11 protein-coding genes, 2 tRNA genes, 2 rRNA genes and 1 riboswitch are annotated in these 15,640 nt (G+C 43.4%); of the genes, 7 read left to right on the forward strand and 8 right to left on the reverse strand.

Annotated features, from left to right (window positions below; genetic code table 11):
* Together RZ55_RS00300 and pgmB are read left to right on the forward strand one after the other, a co-directional pair.
* Entirely contained in the window at positions 1-2,202 is a 2,202-nt protein-coding gene (locus RZ55_RS00300; protein ID WP_057175429.1) for a glycoside hydrolase family 65 protein, read from the forward strand.
* A gap of 2 nt (positions 2,203-2,204) precedes the next feature.
* Positions 2,205-2,870, forward strand: coding sequence for a beta-phosphoglucomutase (gene pgmB, locus RZ55_RS00305; protein ID WP_057175430.1), 666 nt, complete (start codon positions 2,205-2,207; stop codon positions 2,868-2,870).
* A gap of 37 nt (positions 2,871-2,907) precedes the next feature.
* Here the strand turns inward: pgmB and thiM are convergent, their stop codons facing one another.
* The 5 genes from thiM to RZ55_RS00330 form a co-directional block, all read right to left on the reverse strand.
* Positions 2,908-3,684 carry a hydroxyethylthiazole kinase gene (thiM, locus tag RZ55_RS00310; protein WP_057175431.1) on the reverse strand — a complete coding sequence of 259 codons (777 nt, stop codon included), beginning with the start codon at positions 3,682-3,684 and terminating at the stop codon, positions 2,908-2,910.
* Positions 3,684-4,325 carry a thiamine phosphate synthase gene (gene thiE / locus RZ55_RS00315; protein ID WP_057175432.1) on the reverse strand — a complete coding sequence of 214 codons (642 nt, stop codon included), beginning with the start codon at positions 4,323-4,325 and terminating at the stop codon, positions 3,684-3,686. The genes thiM and thiE overlap by 1 nt, the downstream gene beginning before the upstream one ends.
* Positions 4,312-5,124, reverse strand: coding sequence for a bifunctional hydroxymethylpyrimidine kinase/phosphomethylpyrimidine kinase (thiD, locus tag RZ55_RS00320; protein ID WP_057175433.1), 813 nt, complete (start codon positions 5,122-5,124; stop codon positions 4,312-4,314). The genes thiE and thiD overlap by 14 nt, the downstream gene beginning before the upstream one ends.
* Positions 5,117-5,824: a thiaminase II gene (gene tenA / locus RZ55_RS00325; protein WP_057175434.1), complete on the reverse strand. Its 708-nt coding sequence runs from the start codon at positions 5,822-5,824 to the stop codon at positions 5,117-5,119. The genes thiD and tenA overlap by 8 nt, the downstream gene beginning before the upstream one ends.
* Positions 5,825-5,924: 100 nt before the next feature.
* Positions 5,925-6,017: riboswitch (TPP riboswitch) on the reverse strand.
* A 103-nt stretch (positions 6,018-6,120) separates the two neighbouring features.
* The gene (locus RZ55_RS00330) at positions 6,121-7,248 is read right to left on the reverse strand and encodes an SEC10/PgrA surface exclusion domain-containing protein (protein WP_057175435.1); all 1,128 of its coding nucleotides are present in this window, start codon (positions 7,246-7,248) and stop codon (positions 6,121-6,123) included.
* A 121-nt stretch (positions 7,249-7,369) separates the two neighbouring features.
* Here RZ55_RS00330 and RZ55_RS00335 point away from each other — a divergent pair, with 121 nt between their 5' ends.
* Positions 7,370-7,960, forward strand: coding sequence for a L,D-transpeptidase (locus tag RZ55_RS00335; protein WP_057175436.1), 591 nt, complete (start codon positions 7,370-7,372; stop codon positions 7,958-7,960).
* Positions 7,961-8,005: 45 nt separating this feature from the next.
* Here RZ55_RS00335 and RZ55_RS00340 read toward each other — a convergent pair whose 3' ends face one another.
* The 3 genes from RZ55_RS00340 to RZ55_RS00350 all read right to left on the reverse strand — a co-directional run bounded on the left by RZ55_RS00340 (position 8,006) and on the right by RZ55_RS00350 (position 10,053).
* Positions 8,006-8,197 carry a hypothetical protein gene (locus tag RZ55_RS00340; protein WP_034530717.1) on the reverse strand — a complete coding sequence of 64 codons (192 nt, stop codon included), beginning with the start codon at positions 8,195-8,197 and terminating at the stop codon, positions 8,006-8,008.
* 14 nt (positions 8,198-8,211) lie between these two features.
* Positions 8,212-8,745, reverse strand: a complete 534-nt coding sequence (locus RZ55_RS00345) for a GNAT family N-acetyltransferase (RefSeq protein WP_034530719.1) — start codon at positions 8,743-8,745, stop codon at positions 8,212-8,214.
* A gap of 129 nt (positions 8,746-8,874) precedes the next feature.
* The gene (locus tag RZ55_RS00350) at positions 8,875-10,053 is read right to left on the reverse strand and encodes an acetyl-CoA C-acetyltransferase (RefSeq protein ID WP_057175437.1); all 1,179 of its coding nucleotides are present in this window, start codon (positions 10,051-10,053) and stop codon (positions 8,875-8,877) included.
* A 602-nt stretch (positions 10,054-10,655) separates the two neighbouring features.
* Between RZ55_RS00350 and RZ55_RS00355 the strand changes: the two genes are divergently transcribed.
* From RZ55_RS00355 to RZ55_RS00370, 4 genes are all read left to right on the forward strand, one after another.
* Positions 10,656-12,229, forward strand: a 16S ribosomal RNA gene (locus tag RZ55_RS00355).
* Between the two features lie 87 nt (positions 12,230-12,316).
* Positions 12,317-12,391: transfer RNA gene (locus RZ55_RS00360), tRNA-Ile, on the forward strand.
* A gap of 37 nt (positions 12,392-12,428) precedes the next feature.
* A tRNA-Ala gene (locus RZ55_RS00365) sits at positions 12,429-12,501 on the forward strand.
* 172 nt (positions 12,502-12,673) lie between these two features.
* A 23S ribosomal RNA gene (locus RZ55_RS00370) occupies positions 12,674-15,592 on the forward strand.
* Together the 16S and 23S rRNA genes with 2 tRNA genes alongside form the textbook arrangement of a ribosomal RNA operon.
* The last annotated feature ends 48 nt before the right edge of the window (positions 15,593-15,640 follow it).

The following is a 15,640-nucleotide window of genomic DNA, read 5'->3' on the forward strand; positions in this document are numbered from 1 at the left end:
ATGACTAAAGACATTAAATTAAGACTAAAAGACGTGAGTTCAAGTAATCCGGGTAACCTAGAAGCTGTGTTCTCATTCGGTAATGGTCACTTTGGGGTTCGTGCAACTAACCCAATCGAATCAAACGCAGTAGAAGGAACACTTGTAAATGGTTTCTTCGAATACAGTCCAATCACATACGGAGAAGCTGCTGCTTACTACCCAAAGAGAAATGAAACAATCGTTTCACTTCCTAACTTGAGAAAGATTCGCGTCTTCGATGACAGTCATAGCGAATTCACTCATTCTAAACTAGTAGATATGCAATTAGATTTATCTAACGGTAAATTGGTTGAAGAATATGAATTAAGTAACGACAAGAAACAAACAATTAAAATGAATGTCACTTCAGCAATCGATCAAAGAGAAGTTCACTTCTACGGAATTGAATATGCTTTTGAAGCTGGAACTTACAAGGGTGACATCTACATCGATAAGAGTTTTGTCCTAGAAGAAGCAAAGGCTGAAGCAGGCGATGATATCGATGACCCAAGAAAGACTAGAGAATTAAAATCAATCAAACGCGAAGTAGTTGCTACTGACGACTTATCACAAACAATCGCCATTAGCACTGCTGAATCACAACAACGCATCGAAATTACTGTTTACGGTTTTAACGACGAAAGTCAACTAACTAAAAAACTAGCACTAGTGGACGAACCAAAAGTCGGCTACGGATTTATCGTTGGTGAAAAGAACGAAGCAGGTGACTTTGCTAAAGAAGACTTTGCCACAATTAAGGAAAACAGTGCTAGTTTCTGGCACGACACTTGGCAAAACGGTGAAGTTTCAATCGCCGGAAACGACGAATTAAACCTAGCTCTTCACTACAACGTCTTCCAATTAAACCAAGCTACTGGTCGTGACGGTAAGACAAACATCGCTGCCAAAGGTTTAACAGGACCAGGTTATGAAGGCCACACTTTCTGGGACACTGAAATGTACATGATTCCTTACTTCATCTACACAAACCCAGAAATTGCCAAGAAACTATTGGTATACCGTTACAACACACTAGACTTTGCGCGTACTCGTGCTCGTGAATTGGGTGTTAACCAAGGTGCGCTATTCGCATGGCGTTCGATCAACGGTGAAGAAACTTCCGCTTACTACCCAGCAAGTACTGCTGCATACCATTTAGATGGTGACATCGCATATGCTATCGGTAACTACTACCAAGCAACTCATGACATGGACTTCCTAAAGAACTACGGTTTCGAAATGTTACTAGAAACTGCTCGTTTCTTCAGAGAATTCGGTACATGGGCAAAGAGAGAGAACAAGACAGTATTCGAATTCCACACAGTAACTGGACCAGACGAATACACTGCAATGGTTGATAACAACTACTTCACTAACAGAATGGCGCAAAACAACTTCAACTTGGCATACAAGTTAGGATTAGTACTAATGAAAGAAGATTCAGAAGGATTCGGCAACCTAGGTGCTTCAATTGAAGAATTAGAAGCATTCAAGGACATCGCTGAAAGGATCTACTTCCCATTCAACGACGAATACCAAATTAACGCTCAAGATGACACATTCTTCAGCAAGGCAATCTGGCCATTCGACGAAACACCAAAGGACAAATACCCATTACTATTGCACTACCACCCACTAAACATCTACAGATACCAAGTGAACAAGCAAGCAGATACTGTTTTAGCGGACCTATTATTCCCAGAAACAATTGATGATAATCAACTAAGAAGAGAATTCGATTACTACGAAAAAATCACTACTCATGACTCATCACTATCACGCTCAATCTTCAGTGCGTTAGCTGCGCGTATGGGTGACATGAAGAAGGCCTACAGCTACTTCTCAGACACTGTCCGTATGGACCTAACTGATTTACAAGGAAACACTGAAGATGGTTTGCACTTGGCAAACTTAGGTGGAAGCTGGCTAAGTGTGGTTCAAGGTTTCGCGGGGATGCAAGTAACTTCAGCCGGCGAATTAAAGATTATCCCACATCTACCAATTGAATGGGATGGCTTTGAATTCAGAATTGTCTTTAACGGCAGATTATTAAACATCAACATTGTTGATGGTAAAACAACAATCAAGTTGGTTGATGGTCAACCAATGAACATCATTGTAAACAACAAGTCATACAAACTAGAAAAAGCAACACTAGAAGTCCTATCAAAGGGGGAATAGACATGGGATTAGACAAGATTAAAGGTTTCATTTTTGACCTGGACGGTGTCATCTCCAACACCTCTGTTTTACACAGTAAGGCATGGAAACAAATTGCCGATAAAGTCGGCACGCCATGGAATGACAAGTTAGCCGAAGACCTAAAGGGTGTGGACCGCATGGATTCATTGAATCTAATTTTGGACCGTGGTAACCTACAGGACCAATACACTGAAGAAGACAAGCTGGCACTAGCACAGGAAAAAAACGATAACTACCTAAACCTAGTTGATCAAATGTCACCAGCCGATATTCTTCCTGGTATCAAGGAATTCTTGGACAGTTTACGTGATAATGGCTATTTAATCGCTTTAGCATCTGCTTCCAAGAATGCACCAACTGTTTTGGAAAAACTTCAATTAAGTGAATACTTTGAAAAGGTGGTTAACCCGGCTTTATTGAGTAAGGGTAAACCAGATCCAGAAATTTACACTAAGGGTGCGGAAATTTTGGACCTAGCTCCTGAACAATGTATCGGAATTGAAGATGCGGAAGTCGGTATCGCTGCTATCAATGGCGCCGGCGAGACTTCCATCGGAATCGGCAGTGCAGATATCCTAAAGGATGCTGATATCGTGTTTGCCTCAACTGATGAACTAACACTAGCTAATATCGAAAAAGCACTATAAAAATAAAAAGGACTGACGTTTGTCAGTCCTTTTTTGATTAGCCTAGTTTTTGAAACTCAGTGATTTCTTCGTCGGTTAGTTGGTATAAGGTATTAAATACAGTTGATAGGAATGAATATGGTAAGTTGTCGGTAATTCCACCGGCGATTTCTCCGGCAATGCTTAAAATGCTTGATGCGAGCACGGCGGAATCTAAACTGTTATCGACAGCTAGACAGGCACCTAGGATACCGTCTAACATATCGCCACAACCGACGTTAACGGTAAAGTAGTGATGACCGTTTTTTACTTCGACAGTCTTGATACCATCTGAGATCACATCAGTAATTCCTGATAGTAAAACGATACAGTCGAACTTCTTAGCGACAGTTTCTGCGATTTGATGTAAGTCACCGCCACCTTCTCCGGCGTCGATACCTTGCGCGTTCCATTCGATGTCAGCTAGAAATGCTAACTCACCGGCATTGCCACGAACACCGTCGAATTTGACCTCATTGGCAACCTTTGCGAAGTTATCTTGGCGTAACTTGGATGCGCCAATCGCCACGGGATCGATGACGACAGGGATGCCTTTTTGGTTGGCAAATTTTCCGGCCGCAATTGATTTTTCAACGTCGGCATCGTTTGATGAACCCATGTTGATTACTAGGGCATTTGAGATGTTGACTAGGTCACTTGCTTCTTTAATGTCGTCGAACATGATAGGTGATGCGCCGATGAAGTTGATGGCGTCTGCCACGTGTTGTGGTGTTACCATGTTTGAGATGTTTAAAATGATGGGTGAGTTTTCTCTGATTTGTTTGATAGTAGTCATTATGCAGTCCCCTTTAGACGATTGATGGTTTGTTGGATATCCGAACTGTTGATAATGTCTGAGATGACTGAAACACCGTCGACATTGGTAGTTAGCACTGCCTTGGCGTTATCTTCCTTGATGCCGCCGATGGCCACGGCTGGATGAGTCGATTCTTGGTATAAACGGTTTAGCTCATCGATACCGATTGCAGGTTTTACCTTTAGTTTGGATTGAGTCGCAAAGATGGGACCAATTCCGATGTAGTCTAGTGAATCGACATTGTTGGCAGCTCTGACCTCATCTAGGGTGTGAGTAGATAGTCCGATAATCTTGTTGGGACATTCAGCAATCACGCGTTCAATCTTGGTGTCGTCTTGGCCGACGTGGATTCCATCGGCGTTAATTTCCTTCATCAAATCGATATCGTCGTCGATGATGTATGGCACATTGTACTTGGCGGTGATTTCCTTTAGTTGAATCGCCACCTGTAGTTTTTCCGCATCCGTTAGGGTAGAACGGTCTTTTTCGCGGTATTGAAACATGGTGATGCCATTCATACATGCATCCGATACGATTTTGATTAGTTTGTCGACGTCGCCGCCAACGTTTTGACTACCCGCAATGAAGTAGACGGCTAGTTGTTCTTTAGCGAATTTCATCTTCAGCCCCCCAGTGATTTAGTGGTCCATGACCATGTCCGACAATGATTTCTGATTGTAGGATGGTATCAATGTAGTGTTTACCTTCAATGATGGCGTCCTTAATGGATGCGCCCTTGGCTAGGTTAGCGACAATCGCAGATGATAGGGTGTCGCCAGTACCGTGCTTTCTGACGGTGTCGTACTTTTTACTTTCGATGGTAAAACTAATTCCGCTTTCTAATAGGACGTAATCGGATAGGGTATCACCTTGTTGGTGGCCACCCTTGATGATGACGTTCTTGGCACCTAGTTGTTGAATGTGCGCGGCTGCTGTGATGACATCATCGTTGGTTTCAATCTTCTTACCATATATAACCTCAGCTTCAGGTAGGTTAGGGGTCACGATGTCTGCGATTGGCATTAGTTTATTAATGATGGCGTCGATACCTGAATCGTCTAATAACCTAGCGCCATCCTTGGCAACCATGACTGGGTCGACGACAATGGGGTGAATGTTGTGTTTGTTGATGTTTGAGACGACAGCTTCGACGCGTTCTTGATCAAACAAGGCGCCGGTTTTGGCAGCCTTGATGTCGAAATCATCGTATAGTGAGTCAAACTGGGCGTTGATCATTTCAACGGGAGTGGGTAGGACTGATTGCACACCCAATGTATTTTGCGCGGTTAAACCAACCACGACGTTGGTCGCAAAGACGTGGTGTTCTTGCATCGTCTTGATGTCTGCTTGCATACCGGCACCACCACCGGAGTCAGATCCAGCAATGGTTAGTGTTTCGGGGACTTTTTTACTATTCATGATGATTACCTCCATGAATAATGTCGGCAAAACGCCAGTCTTGTTGGTAGAAGGCTTGTTCCCAGAATTCCCATTCTAATTCGGTACTTTTTAGGAAGAATCCCTTGGCCTCATTGATTTCTTCTTCTGACATGTCCTTTGATAGTTCGTTTAACATGTTAAAGAGCTTTTGGGTTATTCCACCATCTGCATCTTCATCGTCAGATAGGTAGAAATCAATCCAACTCTTGAATGGGTTATCAGCGGTGTTTTTACCTGTGGCAGTTAGTTGTTTGGCAATTTCATTGTATGTCCATGGGCATGGTAGTAAGGCACAGATGATGTTGGCCAAACTACCGGTTCTCACGGCACGATACATATGTGATTGGTATAGGTAAGCCTTGGGGCTTGGAGTAGCATGTTGCAAACTTTCGTATGTAACGTTAGCGATATCGCAAAAGACGTGGTGAGGGTGAATCTCACTGTTTAGAATAAAATCGATGTTTTCAGCGAAGAAGCGCATGTCCTCTCTGCCCTTTAGTATGGGGATGATACTAGCGTAAATTTTGATGAACTCAGATAAGTATTGAAAATCTTGTTGAACATAAAATTTTAATGCTGCATCGTCGACGTGACCGTCACCGATACCTTTAACAAACGGGTGGTCAAAGATAGCTTCCAAAATTGGGTTAGCTTCCTTAACTAGTTGATGTGAAAACATGAAACATTACCTCCAGTTTGCTGCCGTAAATAAAAAATACCCTCCCACACGACGGTGGAAGGGTACACTTGGATAGACTAAGTCTAATTCTAATTCTTTACTTGGAGTGCGCCTGACTTCCTTCGCTAGTGTTAACTAGATCAGGTTCAATGGGTGTAATCTCAGCCGAAAAACGGCACCCCAGTGGACAGCATTTTTATATTTAATTCATGTATAAGTATATCTGTTTTGAACTATTTGTAAACATGATAATTTTTCCAAACAAAAAAGACGCCGTCATAGCGCCTTTTTATTTTTTATTGATAAATTTCGAAGTGAATTTGGCCCATCTTATCGATTGAAACACCGAATTCTTGTTTAGCGGAACTATCGAAACCAATTCCTAGGAAGTTGGCAGCGTGGCCCCAATCAGAAGAAGCGTCGTCGAACATCATGGCACAGATGGCACCGTAGATGCTTTCCTTAACGTTAGCCATAGTAACTGGTCCATTGATGTATGAGTTAGTTAGTAGTGAACCAGCGATGTTTTCACCGTAGGCAGAGAAACTGTTAGCGGCGAAGACGTCATCTAGGACAGAGACATCGTGACCACCCTTTTTAGTAAAGTCCCAATTATCGTTGTTGTAGCCGATGGCAACATCAGTGGCTGCCTTTAGAGCACGGTCGGTAACGGTTAGGTCTTGGGTGTATGGGTAGTTGTTAGCTAGCTTGTGTCTTAAATCGTTCACAAGGTTAGCTGCATATTGTGATAGTTGACGTTGTTGGTCAGTACTAATGTTGTTGATGTTGACCTTGGTGTTAATGTCTGCGGTGCTTGGGTGGAATGTGTTAATTTGACGGCTTTGGTCAATTGATTCGTCTGAAGCGGTACCTTGGACCATCTTCTTAGTGTTGGCATCGAAACTAAATAGGTATCCGTTAGGGATGTTTAGTGTGTCGGACGCGTTAGGAGTAGCGTGATCGTCTGAAGGATAGTTAAAACCGTCAACAGATTGGTAGTAGCTAGAGTCGGTAGTCTTCTTGGTGCTGGAAGTTACCGGATCAGTAGTGCTTACAATCACCTTTTTGTCTGTGGTGTTTTTTCTAACTACCTTTTTAGGTGCTTTTTTCTTAGCCTTTTTCTTAGCCTTCTTCTTAGTAGCTACCTTCTTTTTTGCTTTGGTAACTTTTCTAGTTTTCTTTGGGTGTTTCTTCTTGGTCTTGGTAGTCTTTTTAGTGTGTTTCTTTACGGCCTTTTTCTTCTTGGTGGTCTTTTTATGCTTAGCCTTCTTGGATTTTTTAGCTTTTTTGGCGGGCTTTTTCTTGTGATGAGTTTGCTTGGTAGTTTGCGCATTAGCGGCTAGGTGGGTTTCACTGATGCTTCCGGCAAATAACATGACAGTCATAGCGAGTAGTAGTAGTGAAAATGCTTTTAGTTTTCGCATAACGATATCTCCTTAGTTTGTACGAATGTTTTTATAAATATAACTATACCAAATGTTTTTAATAATGGAATTGATTTTCACTTTGTGTTTTAATTAAGTCAAAGACAAGGGGAGATATTTAATGACTAAATTTAAACGTGCATTTGCAATGATTATTGCTGCCGTCATTGTGGCATTAGGATTAACAGCTTGCGGCCAATCTACCTCAAAATCGACTGCGAACAAAAACACTACTACCAATCTATCGGCACAAGCCTCAGTAAGGCCTTCAAAGAATGCTTGGAAGCACTCTTCTGAAAAGAAGGCTTACCCAAATATGAAACTATCAAAGAAGAACTGGCTAGATGTTTCAATTAAGAAGCAACGTGTCTATGTTAAGAACAAGGCGGGCAAGGTCTTATACACCATGCTATGCTCAACTGGAAATGACGATGGTACCCCACGTGGTACATTCCACATTCAAAAAGAACGTGGTAGTCACTTCTACAACGCCTCATCCAAAGAAGGTGCCAACTACTGGACTTCATTTAAGGATCACGGAATCTACTTATTCCATTCCGTTCCCGTAAATAAGGATGGTAAGTATCTAATGAAGGATGCCCATGAACTGGGTAAGGTTGCCAACTCACATGGTTGCGTTCGTTTATCAATTCCAGACGCTAAATGGATCAACAGCTCAGTACCAACCGGTACTAAGGTTGTTATTCACTAATTAAACCAAACAAAAAAAGACGTTCATAATGATGAACGTCTTTTTTTAATGCAATGTACTTACATCGATTAGGATTAATACCAAGATAATGGTAATTCCTAGGATGGTTGCTACATATTTATTTTTAAATGATTGATGCTTGCGGTATAAGAAAAATAGCAAAGTCAATAGGGCTAAAACACCAATCGCATACATAATAATCAGTTTGATTTGAACTGATAGGTCGTCTGCTAGCATGTGAGCACCTTCTATTATTTAGTTAATAGTTGGTATGCAAATCTAGCAGTCCATGGATGACCATTTTCTCGCATATGGATAATTCCACGTTTTTCAAAACCGTTAGAAGTGATAACGTGTTGCATACCTTTGTTTTCAGGATGAGTGTCGATTCTGATATCCTTGTAACCTAATACACGTGAAACGGTGATTAAGCTACTAACCAGTTTTTCAGATAGGTGTTGTCCACGGAACTCATTTGAGATGGCAACTCTGTGAATCGCTGCGTAGTGAGCTTCAGAACCGTTAACCCAATCGCCTTCTTCAATCTTTAGGTAATTTGGATCAATTCCTTGATGAATTGTTGCAGTTCCGGCGACTTGGCCGTCAGTGATTAACACGTAGTTGATTCCATCTTTAACGTCTTTAACTAAATCTTCGTCAGCTGGGTAACCATGTTGCCATTGATCAATTCCTTGTTCGTGTAGGTACTTGATTGCTGAGTGAATGATGTCTAAGATTGCTGGTAAATCTTCTTCAGTTGATTTCTTTAAGTATGTTGCGGGCATTTTTACACTTCCTTTATGAAAATTATAAGTAAAAAGTATATAGAAAAACGCTGCATTTTGCAACGTTTGTAAATTAAGCCTATTCATAGCATACTACAATGACACTTTTAGTAAACTAATTAGAATTATCTATAGTAGTGTAATTTTCATGGCCATTCCCATACCACCACCGATACAGATGGTAGCTAGACCGCTTTTTTGGTTGGTTCGTTGTAGGTTGTAGATTAATGAACCGACAATTCTCGCACCGGAATCACCTAGGGGATGTCCCATTGAGATGGCACCACCGGAGATGTTAAGTTTGTTCGTATCGATATTGTAGTCGTGAGCAACCGCTAGGACTTGAGCAGCGAATGCTTCGTTTAATTCGACTAGGTCAATATCATCCATAGTGATGTTTAGTTTATCAAACAATGACTTGGTAGCATCGTATGGAGCATATCCCATGTAGTCAGGATCGCATCCTGCTTCGGCATAGCCATCGATGACCGCTAGTGGTTTAACATTCAAACGCTTAGCGGCTGATTCACTCATTAGGACTAAAGCAGATGCACCGTCGTTTAGACTTGCGGCGTTTCCGGCAGTCACAGTTCCGTCTTCCTTGAAGGCAGGACGTAGTTTGTTAAGGACTTCAATAGAAGTATCACGACGAATGTTTTCATCTTCCTTCATAATATAAGAAGATTTTCTGTTTTTGATTTCAATTGGCACTAGTTCGGAATCAAAGTATCCATTATCAAATGCTTTGGCAGCCTTCATATGAGATTGGTAGGCGAACTCGTCTTGTTCTTCTCTTGAAACGTTGAACTTTTCAGCAACGTTTTCTGCGGTAACTCCCATTGGTTGTTTGTTAAAAGCATCCATTAATGCGTCATTGTTTAATGAATCGACTAAAGTAACGTCACCAAACTTATGACCGGATCTAACATCCATGTTTAGAAATGGTGCATTGGACATACTTTCCACTCCACCGGCAATTACGACGTCAGCGTCACCCATTACGATGGCAGCTTGAGCATTGCGGACAGCCTTTAGGCCAGAACCACATACTTGGTTAACTGTATTGGCAGTACTACAGTAGGGGATGTTTGAATTGATTTCGATTTGTCTTGAGATGTTTTGACCAGCACCAGCTTGGATGACATTTCCAAACACGACTTGATCCACATCAGATGGTTTAATGTTTGCTTGTTCAATTACAGCCTTGGTAACAATGGTTCCTAAATCCACAGAAGTGAAGTTCTTTAGGGCACCGTTTATCTTACCAATCGGTGTTCTCTTGGCAGCAGCAATCACGACTTTTTCCATATAATAGTAAAACTCCTTTAATATTATCTATAAGAAATAGTATAACGATTATTCTATTTAATTCTATTATAAAGAATAAAACTAAAAAGTTTAATAAAGTTTGAAAAAGTTATTGACCACAGTGTTTATAATTGGTATTATTATATCCGTTGTCATTTTTGAGATAACAATAAAATTTAATCGAAACAAATAATAAAAAGTTGTTGACCTGACGGTTTGAATTTGATATTATTGTTTCTGCTGTTGAAAAAGTTGATCGTTAATTTCGATTGAAAATAAGCAAAAAAAGTTATTGACTTTTACTTGCCAAGATGGCATAATATTTATTGTTGTCATCGCGTTTGAGCGACTTTTGATAACAAAGTTGATAAAAATTAATTATAAAAAGTTGTTGACATTGAGTTAACAATCTGATATAATAAAAAAGCTGATTGATTTAATCAGCAATCAACAAATTGGTAGATCTTTGAAAACTGAACAAGATTGATAATCGATGATGTGTAAGGAACTTACAACTTGGTTGTAAGAATTAAACATTGCGAAGTCAATTCGCTTATAAAATAACAATTTATTCAGAAGAGCTAAGTTAAGCTTTTTCATCTTAAGATGAGAGTTTGATCCTGGCTCAGGACGAACGCTGGCGGCGTGCCTAATACATGCAAGTCGAACGAGTTCTCCCAAATTGATTTTATGCTTGCATAAATGATTTTTGGATTCGGAGCGAGTGGCGAACTGGTGAGTAACACGTGGGTAACCTGCCCCGAAGCGGGGGATAACATTTGGAAACAAGTGCTAATACCGCATAATTAGTTGGAACCGCATGGTTCCAACTTGAAAGATGGCTCTGCTATCACTTTGGGATGGACCCGCGCCGTATTAGTTAGTTGGTGAGATAAAAGCCCACCAAGACGATGATACGTAGCCGACCTGAGAGGGTAATCGGCCACATTGGGACTGAGACACGGCCCAGACTCCTACGGGAGGCAGCAGTAGGGAATCTTCCACAATGGACGAAAGTCTGATGGAGCAACGCCGCGTGAGTGATGAAGGTTTTCGGATCGTAAAACTCTGTTGTTAAAGAAGAACAAGTGTTAGAGTAACTGTTAACACTTTGACGGTATTTAACCAGAAAGCCACGGCTAACTACGTGCCAGCAGCCGCGGTAATACGTAGGTGGCAAGCGTTGTCCGGATTTATTGGGCGTAAAGCGAGCGCAGGCGGTTTTGTAAGTCTGCTGTGAAAGCCCTCAGCTCAACTGAGGAAGTGCAGTGGAAACTACAAAACTTGAGTACAGAAGAGGAAAGTGGAACTCCATGTGTAGCGGTGAAATGCGTAGATATATGGAAGAACACCAGTGGCGAAGGCGGCTTTCTGGTCTGTTACTGACGCTGAGGCTCGAAAGCATGGGTAGCGAACAGGATTAGATACCCTGGTAGTCCATGCCGTAAACGATGAATACTAGGTGTTGGAGGGTTTCCGCCCTTCAGTGCCGCAGCTAACGCATTAAGTATTCCGCCTGGGGAGTACGACCGCAAGGTTGAAACTCAAAGGAATTGACGGGGGCCCGCACAAGTGGTGGAGCATGTGGTTTAATTCGATGCTACGCGAAGAACCTTACCAGCTCTTGACATCTTCTGCCAACCCAAGAGATTGGGCGTTCCCTTCGGGGACAGAATGACAGGTGGTGCATGGTTGTCGTCAGCTCGTGTCGTGAGATGTTGGGTTAAGTCCCGCAACGAGCGCAACCCTTATTATTAGTTGCCAGCATTTAGTTGGGCACTCTAGTGAGACTGCCGGTGATAAACCGGAGGAAGGTGGGGACGACGTCAAATCATCATGCCCCTTATGAGCTGGGCTACACACGTGCTACAATGGATGGTACAACGAGTCGCGAAACCGCGAGGTCAAGCTAATCTCTTAAAGCCATTCTCAGTTCGGATTGCAGGCTGCAACTCGCCTGCATGAAGTTGGAATCACTAGTAATCGTGGATCAGCATGCCACGGTGAATACGTTCCCGGGCCTTGTACACACCGCCCGTCACACCATGAGAGTTTGTAACACCCAAAGACGATGGGGTAACCTTTTAGGAGCTAGTCGTCTAAGGTGGGACAGATGATTAGGGTGAAGTCGTAACAAGGTAGCCGTAGGAGAACCTGCGGCTGGATCACCTCCTTTCTAAGGAAATTTCGGAAACTTACATTAGGTTCATCAATCTTATTCAGTTTTGAGGGATTTACCTCTCATATGATTCTTTGCTTCTTTGGGCCTATAGCTCAGTTGGTTTAGAGCGCACGCCTGATAAGCGTGAGGTCGGAGGTTCGAGTCCCCCTAGGCCCATCGACCTCACAGGGGTCACAATCATATTTATATTTATGGGGAATTAGCTCAGCTGGGAGAGCACCTGCTTTGCAAGCAGGAGGTCAGCGGTTCGATCCCGCTATTCTCCATTGACACGTAAGTGTCATACTTGGTTCTTTGAAAACTAGATATTATTTAATTTCTATATTGAATTTGTATAAAAATACAATTTCAACCGAGAACACCGCGTTATTTTGAGTTTTAAAATATTAGTTTATTCGTAAATACTCAACTAACCAAACATCACGTAGTGATGAAATAGGTTAAGTTATGAAGGGCGCATGGTGGATGCCTTGGCACTAGGAGCCGATGAAGGACGGGACTAACACCGATATGCTTCGGGGAGCTGTACGTAAGCTTTGATCCGGAGATTTCCGAATGAGGAAACTCGATAATCTTAATCGATTATCACCAGCTAGAGAATACATATCTAGTTTGGGGGCAGACGTGGGGAACTGAAACATCTAAGTACCCACAGGAAGAGAAAGAAATTTCGATTCCCTAAGTAGCGGCGAGCGAACGGGGAACAGCTCAAACCAAAGAGCTTGCTCTTTGGGGTTGTAGGACTGAACATTTGAGTTACCAAGTTAATTGATAGTCGAATTATCTGGGAAGTTAAGCGATACAGGGTGATAGCCCCGTAGGCGAAATCAATTAACCTCAGTTCAGGATCCTGAGTACGGCGACACACGTGAAACGTCGTCGGAATCCGGGAGGACCATCTCCCAAAGCTAAATACTCCCTAGTGACCGATAGTGAACCAGTACCGTGAGGGAAAGGTGAAAAGCACCCCGGAAGGGGAGTGAAATAGTTCCTGAAACCATGTGCCTACAAGCAGTCAGAGCCCGTTAATGGGTGATGGCGTGCCTCTTGTAGAATGAACCGGCGAGTTATGCTAACATGCAAGGTTAAGGCGAAAAGTCCGGAGCCGTAGCGAAAGCGAGTCTGAATAGGGCGTTACAGTATGTTGGGATAGACCCGAAACCAGGTGATCTACCCATGTTCAGGCTGAAAGTGCGGTAAAACGCACCGGAGGGCCGAACCCGTGTACGTTGAAAAGTGCTGGGATGAAATGTGGGTAGCGGTGAAATTCCAAACGAACTTGGAGATAGCTGGTTCTCTCCGAAATAGCTTTAGGGCTAGCCTCGGACTTAGAATCATGGAGGTAGAGCACTGTTTGGGTGAGGGGCCCGTCATGGGTTACTAAATTCAGATAAACTCCGAATACCATCGATTTATATGTCCGGGAGTCAGACGATGAGTGATAAGATCCACCGTCGAAAGGGGAACAGCCCAGACCACCAATTAAGGTCCCTAAATATATGCTGAGTGGAAAAGGATGTGGAGTTGCATAGACAACTAGGATGTTGGCTCAGAAGCAGCCACCATTTAAAGAGTGCGTAATAGCTCACTAGTCGAGTGATTCTGCGCCGAAAATTTACCGGGGCTAAGCATATTACCGAGATTGTGGACATGACGTAGTCATGTGATAGGAGAGCGTTCTAAGGGCAACGAAGGTAGACCGTAAGGACTGCTGGAGCGCTTAGAAGTGAGAATGCCGGTATGAGTAGCGAAAGAATAGTGAGAATCTATTCCACCGATTGACTAAGGTTTCCTGGGGAAGGCTCGTCCTCCCAGGGTAAGTCGGGACCTAAGCCGAGGCCTAGAGGCGTAGGCGATGGATAACAGGTTGAGATTCCTGTACTAGTTAATTATGTTTGAGCGATGGAGGGACGTAGAAGGCTAACCTGTGCGCACTGTTGGATATGTGCGTTCAAGCAGTAAGTCAGGTCATGAGTGAAATGCTTGTGACCGTGTTGACAAGCTGTGATGAGGATCGAAATAAAGTAGAGAAGTGGGCCATGTCACGCTACCGAGAAAAGCTTCTAGTGAGTAATTAACTACCCGTACCGCAAACCGACACAGGTAGTCAAGGAGAGTATCCTAAGGTGAGCGAGTGAACTCTCGTTAAGGAACTCGGCAAAATGACCCCGTAACTTCGGGAGAAGGGGTGCTGCACGCAAGTGCAGCCGCAGTGAAAAGGCTCAGGCGACTGTTTATCAAAAACACAGGTTTCTGCAAAATCGTAAGATGAAGTATAGGGGCTGACGCCTGCCCGGTGCTGGAAGGTTAAGTGGATGAGTTAGCTTCGGCGAAGCCCAGAAACGAAGCCCCAGTAAACGGCGGCCGTAACTATAACGGTCCTAAGGTAGCGAAATTCCTTGTCGGGTAAGTTCCGACCCGCACGAAAGGCGTAACGATCTGAGCACTGTCTCAACGAGAGACTCGGTGAAATTGAGATACCTGTGAAGAAGCAGGTTACCCGCGACAGGACGGAAAGACCCCATGGAGCTTTACTGTAATTTGATATTGGGTGTTGACATAGCTTGTACAGGATAGGTAGGAGCCGTGGAAACCGGGACGCTAGTTTCGGTGGAGGCATTGTTGGGATACTACCCTCGCTGTGCTAACACTCTAACCCGCACCACTTATCGTGGTGGGAGACAGTGTCTGATTGGCAGTTTGACTGGGGCGGTCGCCTCCTAAACAGTAACGGAGGCGCCCAAAGGTTCCCTCAGAATGGTTGGAAATCATTCTTCGAGTGTAAAGGCAAAAGGGAGCTTGACTGCGAGACAGACAGGTCGAGCAGGGACGAAAGTCGGGCTTAGTGATCCGGTGGTACCGTATGGAAGGGCCATCGCTCAACGGATAAAAGCTACCCTGGGGATAACAGGCTTATCTCCCCCAAGAGTTCACATCGACGGGGAGGTTTGGCACCTCGATGTCGGCTCATCGCATCCTGGGGCTGTAGTTGGTCCCAAGGGTTGGGCTGTTCGCCCATTAAAGCGGTACGCGAGCTGGGTTCAGAACGTCGTGAGACAGTTCGGTCCCTATCCGTCGCGGGCGTAGGAAATTTGAGGGGAGCTGTCTCTAGTACGAGAGGACCGAGATGGACATACCGCTGGTGTACCAGTTGTCCCGCCAGGGGCATCGCTGGGTAGCTATGTATGGATGAGATAAACGCTGAAAGCATCTAAGTGTGAAACCGACCTCAAGATGAAATTTCCCATTCCTTTATGGAAGTAAGACCCCTAAGAGATGATTAGGTAGATAGGCTAGAAGTGGAAGTGCAGTGATGTATGGAGCGGACTAGTACTAATTGGTCGAGGACTTAACCAAGTAAGGTAGTAATCGGAAGAAATAAATAATATCTAGTTTTGAGAGAAC

It is taken from the genome of Apilactobacillus kunkeei (assembly GCF_001421115.1).
GTDB lineage: Bacteria > Bacillota > Bacilli > Lactobacillales > Lactobacillaceae > Apilactobacillus > Apilactobacillus kunkeei_F.

Excerpts from the sequence above, each read along its gene's own strand:
- RZ55_RS00300 (WP_057175429.1), top strand. The coding sequence starts at position 1 with ATGACTAAAGACATTAAATTAAGACTAAAAGACGTGAGTTCAAGTAAT.
- pgmB (WP_057175430.1), top strand. The coding sequence starts at position 2,205 with ATGGGATTAGACAAGATTAAAGGTTTCATTTTTGACCTGGACGGTGTC.
- thiM (WP_057175431.1), bottom strand. The coding sequence starts at position 3,684 with ATGACTACTATCAAACAAATCAGAGAAAACTCACCCATCATTTTAAAC.
- thiE (WP_057175432.1), bottom strand. The coding sequence starts at position 4,325 with ATGAAATTCGCTAAAGAACAACTAGCCGTCTACTTCATTGCGGGTAGT.
- thiD (WP_057175433.1), bottom strand. The coding sequence starts at position 5,124 with ATGAATAGTAAAAAAGTCCCCGAAACACTAACCATTGCTGGATCTGAC.
- tenA (WP_057175434.1), bottom strand. The coding sequence starts at position 5,824 with ATGTTTTCACATCAACTAGTTAAGGAAGCTAACCCAATTTTGGAAGCT.
- RZ55_RS00330 (WP_057175435.1), bottom strand. The coding sequence starts at position 7,248 with ATGCGAAAACTAAAAGCATTTTCACTACTACTACTCGCTATGACTGTC.
- RZ55_RS00335 (WP_057175436.1), top strand. The coding sequence starts at position 7,370 with ATGACTAAATTTAAACGTGCATTTGCAATGATTATTGCTGCCGTCATT.
- RZ55_RS00340 (WP_034530717.1), bottom strand. The coding sequence starts at position 8,197 with ATGCTAGCAGACGACCTATCAGTTCAAATCAAACTGATTATTATGTAT.
- RZ55_RS00345 (WP_034530719.1), bottom strand. The coding sequence starts at position 8,745 with ATGCCCGCAACATACTTAAAGAAATCAACTGAAGAAGATTTACCAGCA.
- RZ55_RS00350 (WP_057175437.1), bottom strand. The coding sequence starts at position 10,053 with ATGGAAAAAGTCGTGATTGCTGCTGCCAAGAGAACACCGATTGGTAAG.